Source organism: Aliivibrio wodanis (assembly GCF_052920805.1).
On sequence record NZ_JBREXA010000002.1, the window covers coordinates 619,211 to 637,081 of the forward strand.

At 34.2% G+C, this 17,871-nt stretch carries 12 protein-coding genes and 1 pseudogene; 11 read left to right on the plus strand and 2 right to left on the minus strand.

Translation table 11 applies throughout. From position 1 onward, the window contains the following. Positions 1–3: 3 nt before the first annotated feature. From ACU5DF_RS10705 to ACU5DF_RS10755, 11 genes and pseudogenes are all read left to right on the plus strand, one after another. The gene (locus ACU5DF_RS10705) at positions 4–3,558 is read left to right on the plus strand and encodes a hypothetical protein (RefSeq protein ID WP_446712834.1); all 3,555 of its coding nucleotides are present in this window, start codon (positions 4–6) and stop codon (positions 3,556–3,558) included. After that, positions 3,555–4,904: a leucine-rich repeat domain-containing protein gene (locus ACU5DF_RS10710; RefSeq protein WP_446712835.1), complete on the plus strand. Its 1,350-nt coding sequence runs from the start codon at positions 3,555–3,557 to the stop codon at positions 4,902–4,904. The genes ACU5DF_RS10705 and ACU5DF_RS10710 overlap by 4 nt, the downstream gene beginning before the upstream one ends. Before the next feature lies 1 nt (position 4,905). Beyond that, positions 4,906–6,279 carry a leucine-rich repeat domain-containing protein gene (locus tag ACU5DF_RS10715; RefSeq protein WP_446712836.1) on the plus strand — a complete coding sequence of 458 codons (1,374 nt, stop codon included), beginning with the start codon at positions 4,906–4,908 and terminating at the stop codon, positions 6,277–6,279. A gap of 1 nt (position 6,280) precedes the next feature. After that, a complete protein-coding gene (locus tag ACU5DF_RS10720; protein WP_446712837.1) occupies positions 6,281–7,657 on the plus strand; it encodes a leucine-rich repeat domain-containing protein in 1,377 nt (458 codons plus the stop codon). Position 7,658: 1 nt separating this feature from the next. Then, the gene (locus tag ACU5DF_RS10725) at positions 7,659–8,330 is read left to right on the plus strand and encodes a hypothetical protein (RefSeq protein ID WP_446712838.1); all 672 of its coding nucleotides are present in this window, start codon (positions 7,659–7,661) and stop codon (positions 8,328–8,330) included. A gap of 63 nt (positions 8,331–8,393) precedes the next feature. Further along, a pseudogene (locus tag ACU5DF_RS10730) lies at positions 8,394–9,339 on the plus strand (IS1595-like element ISAwo1 family transposase). Positions 9,340–9,387: 48 nt separating this feature from the next. After that, entirely contained in the window at positions 9,388–10,059 is a 672-nt protein-coding gene (locus ACU5DF_RS10735) for a leucine-rich repeat domain-containing protein (RefSeq protein ID WP_446712839.1), read from the plus strand. 1 nt (position 10,060) lies between these two features. After that, positions 10,061–11,281, plus strand: a complete 1,221-nt coding sequence (locus ACU5DF_RS10740) for a leucine-rich repeat domain-containing protein (protein ID WP_446712840.1) — start codon at positions 10,061–10,063, stop codon at positions 11,279–11,281. A 150-nt stretch (positions 11,282–11,431) separates the two neighbouring features. Beyond that, positions 11,432–12,808 carry a leucine-rich repeat domain-containing protein gene (locus tag ACU5DF_RS10745; protein ID WP_446712841.1) on the plus strand — a complete coding sequence of 459 codons (1,377 nt, stop codon included), beginning with the start codon at positions 11,432–11,434 and terminating at the stop codon, positions 12,806–12,808. A 1-nt stretch (position 12,809) separates the two neighbouring features. After that, positions 12,810–14,186, plus strand: a complete 1,377-nt coding sequence (locus ACU5DF_RS10750) for a leucine-rich repeat domain-containing protein (protein WP_446712842.1) — start codon at positions 12,810–12,812, stop codon at positions 14,184–14,186. A gap of 318 nt (positions 14,187–14,504) precedes the next feature. Then, the gene (locus ACU5DF_RS10755) at positions 14,505–15,113 is read left to right on the plus strand and encodes a DNA-3-methyladenine glycosylase family protein (RefSeq protein ID WP_446712843.1); all 609 of its coding nucleotides are present in this window, start codon (positions 14,505–14,507) and stop codon (positions 15,111–15,113) included. A gap of 97 nt (positions 15,114–15,210) precedes the next feature. Here ACU5DF_RS10755 and dnaK read toward each other — a convergent pair whose 3' ends face one another. Both dnaK and ACU5DF_RS10765 read right to left on the minus strand, forming a co-directional pair. Beyond that, a complete protein-coding gene (gene dnaK, locus ACU5DF_RS10760) occupies positions 15,211–17,109 on the minus strand; it encodes a molecular chaperone DnaK (protein ID WP_446712844.1) in 1,899 nt (632 codons plus the stop codon). Positions 17,110–17,323: 214 nt separating this feature from the next. Continuing rightward, positions 17,324–17,743, minus strand: a complete 420-nt coding sequence (locus ACU5DF_RS10765) for an Hsp20 family protein (RefSeq protein ID WP_061028793.1) — start codon at positions 17,741–17,743, stop codon at positions 17,324–17,326. Positions 17,744–17,871: the final 128 nt, after the last annotated feature.

Below are 17,871 nucleotides of genomic sequence, written 5' to 3' on the forward strand. Positions count from 1 at the left end.
AGTATGAATTCAACATCAATATCACAGCAGCCGAATTTTGATGTGTTGCTCAATCAACTTGAACATAACCGTGCGCTGATCTTACGACTTAATGATAAGAAAGAAGAGTTGGGCGAAAATGAACTCGTCATCCAGAGAGAGATCCGTTTACGTCGTGATGAGCTTCAACAAAAGCTAGATAATATTGATGAGCTCATTGCTGATCATAAAAGAGAGCTAGAAGATAACCCTCAACGTGGTGAGTTAGGTAAAGATGATCTTGACGTTAATCTAGAAAAACTAAATCAGCGACAACAAGATTATAAAGACCGTTATCAAAATGCAGAATTTCAGAAAATTAAAACGGAGGATGACGAGTATTACCCTGTTCAAGATTGGGATTTTGAATTGCAGGATGATAAGACGTTCCCTCCTTTTATACCAAGAGAAACTAGGCAGGTTTGTACTCATAAAGCTGAGAATAAATTAAATGGTAAATCTACCCATATAACGAGTAATAGAAGGGTAAATTACAGCATTGCTCATTTTGTTTATGCAGATGATGGTTCGCCACTTGATAACCGATATATTTGGTACTGGATGGAAGAAAGAAACCATTATGTAGGTACAGGTGAGGCTGATTGGGCCCCAACTGACCCTCAAGTCGCGATAACCAACAGTTCGGGATTTGCACAACCTATTCTAGTCACTTCATCCAATTTGATGATGGAGACAAATAAAGAAACTAAAGAAGGTAGGTTACGTTTAGAAAAAACACTGTCAACACAAGCATTCAAAAAACAGCGAGTTGGTGAGAAAAGTTATGCTTCATATGGTATTTCATCTTCAGCGATAACTCTGACAACTCGAGCTCGTTTTTTTGCATACCCTTTAGATGAATATCCTTTTTTGTCTAAATCGATGGAAACTCTTTCTGCTATGAAAAAAGAGAAAGCCAACAACGCTTCATCGGGCGATTGCAGTGAAAGTGTCGTTGCGTTTGGTGTGAGTCCTGACGAGCTTGATACAAGTAAAAACAAATATCAAGAATATCTTTATAACGACAAGATTGCAGTTCATTGCACATTGCCAGAGTGGGATCACCGTCTACGGAAAGCACTCGATATTACTCAGCGCCAGATTAATGAATATAACCTTGTTTTGAGCGCCTTCTATGTTCGTTTGTCAGCGTTGAATGAAATGATTGATTTGGTTAAGTTACAAACTGAATATCCATTTAAAGGGGTCGAGAAAATGGATTGGACAGCTTTGACACTTAATGGAATAAAAATGAAAGTGTTGGGCATGACATGGGATGTATTCTTTCGTAATGAAGATAAAGAAAGGATCTTAGAAGCGGCAGATCGCGAGTCATTATATAAGGCATTAGTTGCGTTAAGAAATGCCATGATGGAAACCATGGAAAACCCAGAGAGTGCAGGAAGTAAGCTTCATAATGCACTAGCAAGAGAGAAAGAAAATGTAAATCGTAGTTGCGATCAGTTATGGAATTTAATCAATTCTTCAGCCTTAAAATTTGAACTACAGCGTTATGTCGAATGCGCAAAAGCAGCCATTAATGATGAATCACAGCATGAACATATTAAAGATGGATTTGTTCCCGGCCCTTATATGGTTGAAGAGGGAAACTGGGCGTTAATCTTTAACACCATAGCCGAGTGTTATGCGGCATTGTCTTCATCTTCTAAGTATAAGCAAAAATTATTTGATGAGGTTGTTTCACCAAGTTTAGAGTCATTATTATTGATTGACCCTGAGCATGAAGTGTATAAGCAGTTTGATAGAGTTTGGGGAAGTTTGAATACTCAAGATAAAAAGGTTGCTGTTGGTATCGGCAGTAACGATAAGCGGGCAGCTAAAGACAATGCATATATTTTAGATCAGGTTTATACCTTATTAGAGTTATCTACAAAAGAAATAGATTCTAAATCAAGCAGTTTATTAGATGTTGTTTTTTCTGAAGATGTATTAATTACTTTTGAACAAATATGGAGTTTAAAAGGGCTCGTAATCCCCGGGCCCGGATCACCCTGTGTACTTCAAGTGATACTCTCTTGTTTTCAAAAAGAAATTTTTTCTGAACTGTACAAAAAAATTAAAGGGGATTCAGCGTATCATTTAAGGTTTTTTAATTCTGTATCAAGAGTTTTTAAGGTGCTAGAAGTAGCAAAAAAAAGTTCACTTGATGAAAGTATTACCTCAATATTTAGATCATTTGTCATTACTAATAGTGAAAATGGAAATCGGGTTAGAAGAGAATTAGCCTCAGAGACGTTAAGATATTATGCATCTGGTGTTGCAAGTGGCACCGGTAATACAAGTGAAGAGTTTTATAAACACTTTGATGGCAGACAAAGTAAATATAAGCAGTTTGCGTTTGCTAAAGTACTTTACGTGTATTACAACTTAACCACTACTATTCAAACCGCATTAAGTATTGAAGATCAAGCGAAAGAGAAAGGCTGGGACAGTAATAGAGTCCAGTTAGAATTAATTAAATCTACATTAACGGTCACTTCAGATACGTTAAGCATGGCAAAAAGTATTGCTGTAGTAATAGAGAGACTTAAAGTAACAACCATTGGTAAAGGGAATTTTGACTTTTCTATAAAGTTACTGGGTAGCTCTCTTGATCATTTGGCCAAAATATTAACAGTCGTGACGCTTATTACCACAGCCATAGATATTAATGAACATGACCCCGCAGATGGCGATGCCCTGTTAATGGCAAGTACCGCCTCTTTAATCGCAGATAGTCTACTGTTATATGGTTGGATGGCAAGCAGTGGTGTGTTAGTAGTGGTAGGGACAGCAATTACAGTTTTAGTGATTGCTGTAGAGTTAGTGCAAATGTATCAACTTGCTAATAGCGCAGAAGCACAAAAAAGACTTTTAACACTTTGGTCTCAATTTAAAGAGGGCTTTGAAAGGGATAAAGTCACCGCTTTGATCAATAGTAGCGAGGTAGTCACGACACTAAGAGATTATCGTTCAAGGACTCCACTTGAGCTTGACGTTGATGAGCATTACAACACCTCAAAAGATGAGCTTATCAAGGTACTACATAGCTCGCCATTTGAGCAGCTAAACTTTTGTCAAAAAACCAAAGAAGAGGTTGTTATAGTCGCTGATAAGTTATCGGAATCTATATGGGAACAGTTCACAAACAAAGGATATGTTGAGCTAGGTGACTTATCATGGAGAGCGGTTATTCCAATGTACTTATTGGGCTATCAAAAGCCACACATCGAATCTCTGGTTACATTAGATACTCGCTTAGATGAATTTTCTGGAATAAAGAATATTAACGATATCATTAATTATTATGAGCAAGTCAAAAATATAAATATAGATTCAGGTAATAATAAAGAGTCTGTTTTTATTTCTATGGTAAATAGCAATATAGAACATCAATCTGATCGTATTCATATAGCTACTCTGCTTGAACGAGGTGTATTTATTCCACCAAATAAAAAGGAACAACGTTTCTTCTTAGATTCTGTTTGGCAACACGAAACTTATCGTATTCCAAAACTAAAATCAGAAGGGTTTAAATGATGAATCTAAAAAAAAGCTTGGTTTCATATATAGCAGTATTACTAATTGCGTTTAGTAGTTTTCTTCAGGCATCTCCCTTATCAAAAGAAGAGCAAGCTCATGTTATTATTGTAACCTCTCCAACGGCTCAAAAATTACAAAAACTAGCTGATGATATTGGGACGGATATTTACTTTTATGTCGAGGGTTTGACTGCTCATTTTGGGCCAATATCTTCAGGTGAAACTCACTATGTAACGCCTTCAATAGTACTAAATACTGGTGAAATGATCATTGGTACTGAATATATACCGAAAATATCAGTATTACTTAGTCAAGTTGGAAGTGTGAATCATGCAGTAGTTAGTGGAGAAGCTTTATTAAGTGAACTAATTATTACAAATTTGAAAAAAACTCAATATTTAACATTATGGAATGCGAGATATAATTTTGAATATCTTGATCTAAATGACTTTAATAATTTGAAAGGGTTGGAGGTTATGTGGGGAGGAATTAAAATAATAGACCTACCACAAAAAGGGAAACTCAGTTATATTGAAATAGAGAGTGGTAAATTAGAGGATGTAAATAACTTTGAAAGGCAAGAAAAATTAAATAGCCTTGTTTTAAAAACAAAGAAAAGTAATGGCTATAAGGATTTATTTGGTAATAAGTCATTAAAGAAATTGACATTAGTTATGGGTGAAGAAAGATTAGACGTAAGTAGTATGAAAAATCTAGTTTATCTTTATTTATTTTATCCTAAACATGAAGATTTTGAAAAAATAGAGGATCTGGTTAATCTTGAAAAGCTAGAGATATGGTGGGGAAAGGATGATGATCTTTCGAAGATTCAACTACCAAACTCCCTCAGAATAATAAAAGTATTTGAGTCAGATAAAAATTCAATAATGCCACTAATAAATTTACCTAACTTAAAAGAAGTTATATTTAGTGGTGGTGATATTGTTAAAATTCCAATATTAGAAAACTTACCTAAGCTAGAAAAACTAGCAATATCTAAAACTAAATTAACGTCATTAGACGGTATAGAAAAACTAACAAGCTTAAAATACGTCAGATTTGAAAATAATGAAATTACAGACATATCAGCGCTTTTCCCATTAGAGAATTTGATTGAAATTGATTTATCGGATAGTAAGTTTAAGAGGCTAGAGTATATAGGTAAAAAACCGCATCTTGATATACTTAAACTAAGCGATAGTGAACTTGAAAGTGTTGATTTTGATGCGATAGCTAAATACCCATATTGTTCTATTTCAATTGAATTTACACCGTTTGAAATGAATGCACCCGATGATGATCTAGATAAGATATATAATCTATGGGAAAAAGGGCACTTATAAGATGAAAAATAAAAGTAAATTAACGAGGCGGTGTAATCAGATTGTTTTCTCATTTATAGCATTGGTATTAATCACGTTTAGTAGCTTACTTCAGGCATCTCCTTTATCAAAAGAAGAGCAAGCTCATGTTATTATTGTAACTTCTCCAACGGCTCAAAAATTACAAAAACTAGCTGATGATATTGGGACGGATATTTACTTTTATGTCGAGGGTTTGACGGGAAAAACGGGAGGGAAAATTGGCAGAAGTGAAGGTGTGATTTTTGTACCATCTATAATTACATTTGATGGAGAGCGAATTTCAAGTACAGCATCTATTCCTAAAATTACGGTATTATTAAATGAGTCAGGTGAAGCTATTCATGCTATTTCTGGTGGGCGAGCTAAATTAAGTAAAGAAATATTATTTAATTTGATGGATGTAGAGTATTTAGGGTTGTGGGGAGTCGACTTTCGATTTGAACATTTAAATTTAAGTCTATTTACGAAATTAAAAAGATTGAGAGTAACTGGTGGAGAGATAAAAACGCTTAGTTTACCGAAGTATGGAACACTTACTTATGCGATTATAGAAAGTGGGACATTAGTTAATATTAATCATTTATCTCAGCAAAAAATACTGCAATATTTATATTTAAATGCAAAGGAAAGTATTGATTATAAATTTTTAGAAAAAAACGAATCATTAACGCACCTGATATTAATGCTAAATATTCAAACTATTGCGATTGAAACATTAATAAATGTAAAAGAAGTCACATTATATAACCCTAAAGGTAATGATATCGAAAATATTTCAAAGTTGAATAAATTAAAACATTTAAGACTTAAATGGCCAGAGGATAGAGGGATATCTACAGTGAAATTACCGAAGTCATTAGAGATATTAATGATAATGAATCCTAATCGATATTCAATAATGCCATTAATAAATTTACCTAACTTAAAAGAAGTTATATTTAGTGGTGGTGATATTGTTAAAATTCCAATATTAGACAACTTACCTAATCTAGAAAAACTAGCAATATCTAAAACTAAATTAACGTCATTAGACGGTATAGAAAAACTAACAAGCTTAAAATACGTCAGATTTGAAAATAATGAAATTACAGACATCTCAGCGCTTTTTCCATTAGAGAATCTAATTAAAGTTGATTTGTCACAGAATAAAATCACAGAATTAGGCGATCTTGGTAAAAAGCCAAATTTAAATGTAGTTAGATTAAATTTCAATCCGATAGAGGCTTTTGATTTTGAGATGGTTTCTAATTATCCATATTGTGCATTCACTATAACTGGAACACCTTTTATTCGAAATGCGCCGAAAGAAGATAAGCTCAAGCTGAAAAATCTATGGCAAAAAGGGCACTTATAAGATGAAAAATAAAAGTAAATTAACGAGACGATGTAATCAGATTATTTTCTCATTTATAGCATTGGTGTTAATCACGTTTAGTAGCTTACTTCAGGCATCCCCTTTATCAAAAGAAGAGCAAGCTCATATTATTATTGTAACCTCTCCAACGGCTCAAAAATTACAAAAACTCGCTGATGATATTGGGACGGATATTTACTTTTATGTCGAGGGTTTGACAGGAAATATAAGTACAAAAAACATTCTATATGTACCAGCTTTGTTATCAGTAAATAATGGTACTATCGTTGGTACAGCTAGTATTCCTAGATTAAGTATATTATTAGATACTTCAGGGAAAACGCTTCAAGTGCTTGGTGAAGGGGGTGTTAGATTATCAGAAGAAATAATAACAGAGTTAAATGAAACAAGATATTTATCCTTGTGGGATGTTAAATATGATATTGATTCTTTGTATTTAAGTGAGTTTTCAAATTTAGAAGGCTTAAGAGTTATTAACAATGATTTAATATTAATTAATTTACCGATAAATGGTGTGTTGAAAAAAATTGAAATTCAAGATTTTAAATTAAAGGATATAAATAATTTTGAATGGCAAGATAAGTTAAAATCATTAAGATTAGAAGCAATAAATAGCATTGGTTATAAAAAACTTGAGAATAATTCGTCTTTAGAAAAATTAGAGTTATGGATGGGGAAGGATTCGATTGATGTTAGTAAGATCGTTAATTTAAAATCTTTAGCTATATTTAACGTGGAATATGACAGTATTAAGAATGTGGTTCACTTAGATAATATAAAGTCTCTTACATTTTGGTGGGCTAAGGATGAGCGGATCTCGACAATATATCTTCCAAAAAGTATAGAGGTTTTTGCGATGATAGTTTCAAGTAGAGAAGCCATTATGCCGTTGGTTAATTTACCTAAATTAAAAAAAGTAATAATTAATAGCGATACAATAAAAGGACTGCCTAAATTTGAAAGTATTCCTACACTAGAAAACCTACCTCAATTAGAAACATTAGAGATTTCTGATAGTAAGTTAACGTCATTAGACGGTATAGAAAAACTAACAAGTTTAAAATACGTCAGATTTGAAAATAATGAAATTACAGACATCTCAGCGCTTTTTCCATTAGAGAATCTAATTAAAGTTGATTTGTCACAGAATAAAATCACAGAATTAGGCGATCTTGGTAAAAAGCCAAATTTAAATGTAGTTAGATTAAATTTCAATCCGATAGAGGCTTTTGATTTTGAGATGGTTTCTAATTATCCATATTGTGCATTCACTATAACTGGAACACCTTTTATTCGAAATGCGCCGAAAGAAGATAAGCTCAAGCTGAAAAATCTATGGCAAAAAGGGCACTTATAAGATGAAAAATAAAAGTAAATTAACGAGGCGGTGTAATCAGATTGTTTTCTCATTTATAGCATTGGTATTAATTACGTTTAGTAGCTTACTTCAGGCATCCCCTTTATCAAAAAAAGAGCAAGCTCATGTTATTATTGTAACCTCTCCAACGGCTCAAAAATTACAAAAACTAGCTGATGATATTGGGACGGATATTTACTTTTATGTCGAGGGTTTGACGGGAAAAACGGGAGGGAAAATTGGCAGAAGTGAAGGTGTGATTTTTGTACCATCTATAATTACATCTGATGGCGACCGCATTTCAAGCACTGCTTCTATTCCTAAAATTACAGTACTATTAAATGAGTCAGGTGAAGCTATTCATGCTATTTCTGGTGGTCGAGCTAAATTAAGTAAAGAAATATTATTTAATTTGATGGATGTAGAGTATTTAGGGTTGTGGGGAGTCGACTTTCGATTTGAACATTTAAATTTAAGTCTATTTACTAAATTAAAAAGATTGAGAGTAACTGGTGGAGAGATAAAAACTCTTAGTTTACCTGAGTATGGAACACTTACTTATGCAATTATAGAAAGTGGGACATTAGTTAATATTAATCATTTATCTCAGCAAAAAATACTGCAATATTTATATTTAAATGCAAAGGAAAGCATTGATTATAAATATTCCTGATTACCACTTAAATTCAGCTTATTAGACTACACTTAAAGTGAAGCGAAAAATGAGGTGGTTATCATGGCTAAAAATAAAGTCCAATTTCAAAAAAGTATTTCAATACATGGGTTTATTTCACAGTTAGGTACTGAAGAACAATGCCGTAAACGACTGTTCGATATGCGATGGCCTGCTGGTTATCGATGTGATAATTGCGGTCATAATAAATACTGCGAACTTAAATCAAGGCAGCTTTTCCAATGTAACCTGTGCCACTACCAAGGCTCATTAACTTCTGGAACCTTGTTTTCCGCGTCAAAATTGCCATTAAACATATGGTTTTTAGCTATTTATCTCATCACTCAAGAGAAGAATGGCATTTCAGCATTAGAGCTTTCTCGACAGCTTGGGGTTTCTTATAACGCAGCATGGCGTATGAAGCATAAACTAATGCAAGCTATGAAGGAACGAGACGATGAAACACAATTGAATGGTTACATTCAACTAGATGATGTTTATTGGGGAGGCGGTTCAACGTGGCACTCGTGGTAGAGGGGCAAAAGGAAAACGTCCTTTCGTAGCGGCGGTATCTATGAATGGCGAAGGACATCCAATAAGTATGCGATTTAGTGTTGTGACTGGCTTTAAAATCAAAGAACTAACAAGTTGGGCAAAAGCGCATTTAACGCCAAAATCACTGGTTATCTCTGATGGTTTAGCTTGCTTTAAAGGCGTTGAGAAAGCCGATGTGTTTCACCATGCTATTGTTACAGGTGGCGGAGCTGATTGCGTTAAATTACCCTACTTTCAGTGGGTCAACACCATGATTAGTAATGTAAAAAACTCAATGCATGGGACTTACCATGCAATAAACAAGAAACACCTTCCTCGTTATTTGGGAGAGTTTTGTTTTAAGTTCAATAGGCGCTTCAATCTTGAAAAGATGCTTGATCAGCTTATTTACTCAAGTATTCAAACTGCACCGATGCCAGAGCGATTGCTTAAGCTAGCTGAGTCTCGGTGGTAATCAGGTAAATATTTAGAAAAAAACGAATCATTAACGCACCTGATATTAATGCTAAATATTCAAACTATTGCGATTGAAACATTAATAAATTTAAAAGAAGTCACGTTATATAACCCTAAAGGTAATGATATCGAAAATATTTCAAAGTTGAATAAATTAAAATATTTAACACTTAAATGGCCAGAGGATAGAGGGATGTCTACAGTGAAATTACCGAAGTCATTAGAGATATTAATGATAATGAACCCTCATCGATATTCATTAATGCCATTAGTAAACTTACCTAACTTAAAAGAAGTTACCTTTAATGGCGGTGATATTACTCAAGTCCCTATACTAGAAGACTTGCCTCAGTTAGAAACATTAGAGATTTCTGATAGTAAGTTAACGTCATTAGACGGTATAGAAAAACTAACAAGTTTAAAATACGTCAGATTTGAAAAGAATGAAATTACAGACATATCGGCACTTTATCCATTAGAGAATTTGATTGAAATTGATTTATCGGATAGTAAATTTAAGAGGTTAGAGTATATAGGTAAAAAACCGCATCTTGATATACTTAAACTAAGCGATAGTGAACTTGAAAGTGTTGATTTTAATGCGATAGCTAAATACCCATATTGTTCTATTTCAATTGAATTTACGCCATTTGAAATGAATGCATCCGATGTTGATCTAGATAAAATATATAATCTATGGGAAAAAGGGCACTTATAAGATGAAAAATAAAAGTAAATTAACGAGGCGGTGTAATCAGATTGTTTTCTCATTTATAGCATTGGTATTAATCACGTTTAGTAGTTTACTTCAGGCATCCCCTTTATCAAAAGAAGAGCAAGCTCATGTTATTATTGTAACCTCTCCAACGGCTCAAAAATTACAAAAACTAGCTGATGATATTGGAACTGATATTTACTTTTATGTCGAGGGTTTGACTGCTCATTTTGGGCCAATATCTTCAGGTGAAACTCACTATGTAACGCCTTCAATAGTACTAAATACTGGTGAAATGATCATTGGTACTGAATATATACCGAAAATATCAGTATTACTTAGTCAAGTTGGAAGTGTGAATCATGCAGTAGTTAGTGGAGAAGCTTTATTAAGTGAACTAATTATTACAAATTTGAAAAAAACTCAATATTTAACATTATGGAATGCGAGATATAATTTTGAATATCTTGATCTAAATGACTTTAATAATTTGAAAGGGTTGGAGGTTATGTGGGGAGGAATTAAAATAATAGACCTACCACAAAAAGGGAAACTCAGTTATATTGAAATAGAGAGTGGTAAATTAGAGGATGTAAATAACTTTGAAAGGCAAGAAAAATTAAATAGCCTTGTTTTAAAAACAAAGAAAAGTAATGGCTATAAGGATTTATTTGGTAATAAGTCATTAAAGAAATTGACATTAGTTATGGGTGAAGAAAGATTAGACGTAAGTAGTATGAAAAATCTAGTTTATCTTTATTTATTTTATCCTAAACATGAAGATTTTGAAAAAATAGAGGATCTGGTTAATCTTGAAAAGCTAGAGATATGGTGGGGAAAGCATGATGATCTTTCGAAGATTCAACTACCAAGCTCCCTCAGAATAATAAAAGTATTTGAGTCAGATAAAAGTTCAATAATGCCATTAATAAATTTACCTAACTTAAAAGAAGTTATATTTAGTGGTGGTGATATTGTTAAAGTTCCAATATTAGAAAACTTACCTAAGCTAGAAAAACTAGCAATATCTAAAACTAAATTAACGTCATTAGACGGTATAGAAAAACTAACAAGCTTAAAATACGTCAGATTTGAAAATAATGAAATTACAGACATATCAGCGCTTTTCCCATTAGAGAATTTGATTGAAATTGATTTATCGGATAGTAAGTTTAAGAGGCTAGAGTATATAGGTAAAAACCGCATCTTGATATACTTAAACTAAGCGATAGTGAACTTGAAAGTGTTGATTTTGATGCGATAGCTAAATACCCATATTGTTCTATTTCAATTGAATTTACACCGTTTGAAATGAATGCACCCGATGATGATCTAGATAAGATATATAATCTATGGGAAAAAGGGCACTTATAAGATGAAAAATAAAAGTAAATTAACGAGGCGGTGTAATCAGATTGTTTTCTCATTTATAGCATTGGTATTAATCACGTTTAGTAGCTTACTTCAGGCATCTCCTTTATCAAAAGAAGAGCAAGCTCATGTTATTATTGTAACTTCTCCAACGGCTCAAAAATTACAAAAACTAGCTGATGATATTGGGACGGATATTTACTTTTATGTCGAGGGTTTGACAGGAAATATAAGTACAAAAAACATTCTATATGTACCAGCTTTGTTATCAGTAAATAATGGTACTATCGTTGGTACAGCTAGTATTCCTAGATTAAGTATATTATTAGATACTTCAGGGAAAACGCTTCAAGTGCTTGGTGAAGGGGGTGTTAGATTATCAGAAGAAATAATAACAGAGTTAAATGAAACAAGATATTTATCCTTATGGGACGTGAAATATGACATTGATTCTTTGTATTTAATTGAGTTTTCAAATTTAGAAGGCTTAAGAGTTATTAATAATGATTTAACATTAATTAATTTACCGATAAATGGTGTGTTGAAAAAATTTGAAATTCAAGATTTTAAATTAAAGGAGATAAATAATTTTGAATATCAAGATAAGTTAAAATCATTAAGATTAGAAGTAATAAATAGCGTCGGTTATAAAAAACTTGAGAATAATTCGTCTTTAGAAAAATTAGAGTTATGGATGGGAAAGGACTCGATTGATGTTAGTAAGATCGTTAATTTAAAATCTTTAGCTATATTTAACGTGGAATATAACAGCATTAAGAATGTGGTTCAGTTAGATAATATAAAGTCTCTTACATTTTGGTGGGCTAAGGATGAGCGGATCTCGACAATATCTCTTCCAAGAAGTATAGAGGTTTTTGCGATGATAGTTTCAAGTAGAGAAGCCATTATGCCGTTGGTTAATTTACCTGAATTAAAAAAAGTAATAATTAATAGCGATACAATAAAAGGACTGCCTAAATTTGAAAGTATTCCTACACTAGAAAACCTACCTCAATTAGAAACATTAGAGATTTCTGATAGTAAGTTAACGTCATTAGACGGTATAGAAAAACTAACAAGCTTAAAATACGTCAGATTTGAAAAGAATGAAATTACAGACATATCGGCGCTTTATCTATTAGAGAATCTAATTAAAGTTGATTTGTCACAGAATAAAATCACAGAATTAGGCGATCTTGGTAAAAAGCCAAATTTAAATGTAGTTAGATTAAATTTCAATCCGATAGAGGCTTTTGATTTTGAGATGGTTTCTAATTATCCATATTGTGCATTCACTATAACTGGAACACCTTTTATTCGAAATGCGCCGAAAGAAGATAAGCTCAAGCTGAAAAATCTATGGCAAAAAGGGCACTTATAAGATGAAAAATAAAAGTAAATTAACGAGACGATGTAATCAGATTATTTTCTCATTTATAGCATTGGTATTAATTACGTTTAGTAGCTTACTTCAGGCATCCCCTTTATCAAAAGAAGAGCAAGCTCATATTATTATTGTAATCTCTCCAACGGCTCAAAAATTACAAAAACTCGCTGATGATATTGGGACGGATATTTACTTTTATGTCGAGGGTTTGACTGGGAGACTAGGATCCTTAGTTGATCGTAATGGTAATACACTATTCGCACCATCGGTTGTAGTTTATGGTAAAAATGGGAGAATTAGTGCAACAAGCTCGATACCTCGCTTAACAGTCTTACTTAGCGATTCTGGTGAGGTTCTCATATCTATAGGTGGTGGGAATGTAAAGCTAACAAGTGAAATAATTACTAACCTAAAATCTGCACAATATTTAAGTTTTTGGAGTGTAGATTACTTATTTGACAAGCTCGACCTAAGCCAGTTTTCTAATTTGAAGGCTATAGAGTTAATGTGGGGAGAGATTATATCTTTAGATTTACCAGCAGACGGACAGCTAATTAATGTCAATATTGAAAATTCTAGTTTAGAAATAATTAATAATTTTGATAAGCAACAAAAATTGCAAGTTTTACATTTGAGTGTTGAAAATAGCGTCGGTTATAAAAAACTTGAAAATAGTTCGTCCTTGGAAGTTTTTAAGTTATGGATGGGAAAGGACTCGATTGATGTTAGTAAGATCGTTAATTTAAAATCTTTAGCTATATTTAACGTGGAATATGACAGTGTTAAGAATGTGGTTCAGTTAGACAATATAAAGTCTCTTACATTTTGGTGGGCTAAGGATGAGCGGATCTCGACAATATCTCTTCCAAAAAGTGTAGAGGTTTTTGCGATGATAGCCTCAAGCAGTAAATCAATAATACCATTGATAAACTTACCTAATTTAAATGAAGTCATACTAAGTAGTGATAATATAAGAGGGTATCCTCAATTAAAGATAATCCCTCAATTAGAGGACTTACCTAAATTAGAAAAATTAGTCATTATTAAAAGTAAGTTAACGTCATTAGACGGTATAGAAAAACTAACAAGCTTAAAATATGTCAGATTTGAAAATAATGAAATTACAGACATATCAGCGCTTTATCCATTAGAGAATTTGATTGAAATTGATTTATCGGATAGTAAATTTAAGAGGCTAGAGTATATAGGTAAAAAACCGCATCTTGATATACTTAAACTAAGCGATAGTGAACTTGAAAGTGTTGATTTTGATGCGATAGCTAAATACCCATATTGTTCTATTTCAATTGAATTTACACCGTTTGAAATGAATGCATCCGATGATGATCTAGATAAGATATATAATCTATGAGAAAAAGGGCACTTATAAGATGAAAAATAAAAGTAAATTAACAAGACGATGTAATCAGATTGTTTCGATTATTTTGTTACCTCAAGTTCTAAATCGAATGTGGATTGAGTTTACTGATGATTCTGTAACCAATTTGGATTATATATATCTACTTTTACTCGCTTGGATTATACAAGCTTTTATATCTCCCTTTCTTTTTAGAAAAGAGATTAAGTAGAATTTATTTATGAATAGGAGGTTAATCCCTTAGCTGATTTTTCCCCTCACTTCGCATAAAATTAAAAAGAGATAATCATGTCAGTGTAGGAGTCGATGAGTATGAATGAACAAACAATAGAACAGGGGCTAAAAGCGCTCTGCTTAATTGATAAGGACTTGGAAGCCGCTGTAAAAATCCAAGGTTCTCCATCACCGAGAGTTAATCCCCATGGTTTTGAAGCTTTCTTATCTATAATTGTCAGCCAACAACTGTCAACTAAAGTAGCTTCGGTGATAATGGGGCGCTTAGTTGCTTTATTGGAAGAGGTGACTCCTGAACGTTTGCTGAGTGTTGAAGAGCAAAGCCTTCGAAATGTTGGTTTATCTTGGCGTAAAATTGAGTATGCAAAAGGGTTAGCGTTAGCGGTTCAGTCTGGAAGTCTTAATATTAACGGATTAGAGGCATTAAGTGATGAAGACGCGATTGCTGCGATAACCAGTTTAAAGGGCTTTGGCCGTTGGAGTGCTGAGATTTATTTGATGTTTTCATTAGGACGACAAGATATTTTTCCTGCGGATGATTTAGGCGTATTGATTGCGTTAGGAAGACTAAAGGGACTTGCTGATAAACCAACGCCAAAACAAGCGAGAGAAATGGTAGGTCATTGGCAACCATGGAGGAGTGTCGGTTCGTTATTCCTTTGGCAGTATTATCATCAAGATACGTAGTTTCTTATTTAAATCCGAGAAAAAGGGCGCATGAGTTTCCTCGATACGCCCTGAATTTTCTTATTAATATCTAGATAGCTTTGGTGTGACTAAGGTATTATTTTACCTCTTCAAACTCCGCATCTACGACATCATCTTCTTGCTTAGATTGCGCTCCAGCGTCAGCACCTTGTTGTGCTTGAGCTTTCTGTTGAGCGATTTCCATTAGCTTTTGTGCTGCTTGACCTAGCTCTTGAGTTTTCGTATCGATTGCTTCTTTATCATCGCCTGACTTAACGTCTTCTAGTGCTTTGATTGCTGCTTCGATTTTTTCTTTCTCGTCAGCTGGAAGGGCATCGCCTGCTTCTTCGATTTGTTTCTTCGTACCGTGGATCATTTGATCCGCTTGGTTACGTGCTGTTACTAGCTCTTCGAACTTTTTATCCGCGTCTTTGTTCGCTTCAGCTTCTTGTACCATTGCTTCGATTTCTTCAGGAGTTAAGCCACCAGATGCTTTGATAGTGATCTTCTGCTCTTTACCCGTTGTTTTATCTTTTGCTGATACGTTTAAGATACCATCAGCATCTAGATCGAATGTTACTTCGATTTGTGGCATGCCACGCGGTGCTGCTTGAATACCTTCTAGGTTAAATTGACCTAGAGATTTGTTGTATGTCGCTTGCTTACGCTCACCTTGAAGTACGTGGATTGTTACCGCACTTTGGTTATCTTCAGCCGTTGAGAACGTTTGGTCCGCTTTCGTTGGGATTGTTGTATTCTTCTCAATTAGTTTAGTCATTACACCACCCATCGTTTCGATACCGAAAGATAGAGGAGTAACATCTAGAAGAAGGACATCTTTAACATCACCAGCCAATACACCAGCTTGAACGGCTGCACCCATTGCGACAGCTTCATCAGGATTCACGTCACGACGCGCTTCTTTACCGAAGAAATCAGCAACTTTAGCTTGAACCATAGGCATACGCGTTTGGCCACCGACTAAGATAACATCAGTGATCCCATCAATAGATAGATCAGCATCTGCTAGAGCTACTTTTAATGGTTCAAGCGTACGAATTACTAGGTCTTCTACTAGAGATTCCAGTTTTGCACGAGTCACTTTAACGTTCATGTGCTTAGGACCCGTTGCATCAGCAGTAACATAAGGAAGGTTTACGTCCGTTTGTTGCGCTGAAGACAGTTCAATCTTCGCTTTTTCTGCTGCTTCTTTAACTCGTTGCATAGCCAGTGGATCATTTTTTAAATCAATGCCTTGTTCTTTTTTGAATTCATCAACTAAGAAATTGATCATACGGTTATCGAAATCTTCACCACCTAGGTGAGTGTCGCCGTTTGTTGCAAGCACTTCAAACGTTTGCTCGCCATCAACGTTGTCGATTTCAATAATAGATATATCAAATGTACCACCACCAAGATCGTATACCGCGATAGTGCGCTCGCCGCCTTTTTTGTCTAGACCGTAAGCCAGAGCTGCTGCTGTTGGTTCGTTGATGATACGTTTAACATCAAGTCCAGCAATACGACCAGCATCTTTGGTTGCTTGACGTTGAGCATCGTTAAAGTAAGCAGGAACAGTAATTACCGCGCCAGTCACTTCTTCGCCTAGGAAATCTTCCGCTGTTTTCTTCATTTTTTTAAGAATTTCAGCAGACACCTGAGGAGCAGCCATTTTTTGGCCTCGCGCTTCAACCCAAGCATCACCGTTATCAGCTTTAACGATTTTGTACGGCATGATTTCGATATCACGTTGAACTTCTTCGTCTTCAAAACGACGACCGATCAGACGCTTAATCGCAAATAATGTATTTTGTGGGTTAGTAATCGCTTGACGTTTAGCGGGCTGACCTACAAGAGTTTCGCCATCTGTGTAAGCAATAACCGATGCAGTTGTACGTTCGCCTTCTGCATTTTCTAAGATACGTGGTGTGTCGCCATCTAAAACAGCAACACAAGAATTCGTTGTACCTAGGTCGATACCAATGATTTTACCCATAATAATTTTTCCTTTGAATTCGCATTAGTTATTTTAATGCAAATAATTTAAATTTGATGTTTTTAATAAGCGTAAACCGAGTGTGTATTTACGAGGCTACGCTATTCTCAATGAAATATGATGATGCTAATTCCCGTTAATCAATAGGTGAGGGCTGTATTTTTAATTGTAAATACAACGTGTTATTACTGCCTATGCTTAACGGAAATAGGTGTTATTTGTTGATTGAAATCTTACGTGCTTGCATCGGCTCTGGAACTTCTCGAACAAGATCTATATGAAGTAATCCATTTTCCATGCTTGCAGCAGAAACAGTCATATAATCAGCAAGTTGAAATTTTCGTTCAAAATTGCGCTCTGCAATGCCTTGATAGACGTAAGTTGGTTTTATTTCAGATGAGGTAATTTCACCTGACACAATCAGCATATGTTCATTTTGAGAAATTGTTAACGAATCTTCAGAGAAACCAGCAACAGCCATTGTTATACGGTAGTTGTTCTCGTCTTTCTGTTCGATGTTATATGGTGGGTAACCATTTTGAGATGGTTTGTTAGCGCTGTTTTCTACAAGATTAAACAGACGATCAAAACCAATGGCATGACGGTACAGGGGAGAGAAATCGATATTACGCATAATACTATCCTTTAAAATAAGCAATAGTTCTCGACGCACTAAGCGAGGAGAAAGAACTCATATTCAGAGCCAATGTAGACTCATTAATGACATATGGTTCAGGATTAAATGTTAGAAACAACGCTACT